This is a genomic window from Paenibacillus sp. sgz302191 (genome assembly GCF_057749925.1).
In genome coordinates this window covers 1-457 of sequence record NZ_JBYLHY010000113.1, presented here as the reverse complement: position 1 = coordinate 457, position 457 = coordinate 1, and the positions used below count along the sequence as shown (strand labels likewise).

1 rRNA gene is annotated in these 457 nt (G+C 54.3%); it reads left to right on the top strand.

What is annotated here, in order from left to right:
• Positions 1-457, top strand: a 23S ribosomal RNA gene (locus AC3G2T_RS38845); the annotation flags it as partial.

Sequence of the window (457 nt, the reverse complement as noted above, 5' to 3'; positions counted from 1 at the left end):
ATCCGGTGAAATTTTAATACCTGTGAAGATGCAGGTTACCCGCGACAAGACGGAAAGACCCCATGGAGCTTTACTGCAGCTTGATATTGGACTTTGGTACGATCTGTACAGGATAGGTGGGAGCCGTTGAAGCCTGAGCGCCAGCTTGGGTGGAGGCGCCGTTGGGATACCACCCTGATCGTATCGGAGTTCTAACCTGGGCCCCTGAGCGGGGTCGGGGACAGTGTCAGGTGGGCAGTTTGACTGGGGCGGTCGCCTCCTAAAAAGTAACGGAGGCGTCTAAAGGTTCCCTCAGAATGGTTGGAAATCATTCGCAGAGTGCAAAGGCAAAAGGGAGCTTGACTGCGAGACAAACAGGTCGAGCAGGGACGAAAGTCGGGCTTAGTGATCCGGTGGTACCGAATGGAAGGGCCATCGCTCAACGGATAAAAGCTACCCTGGGGATAACAGGCTTATC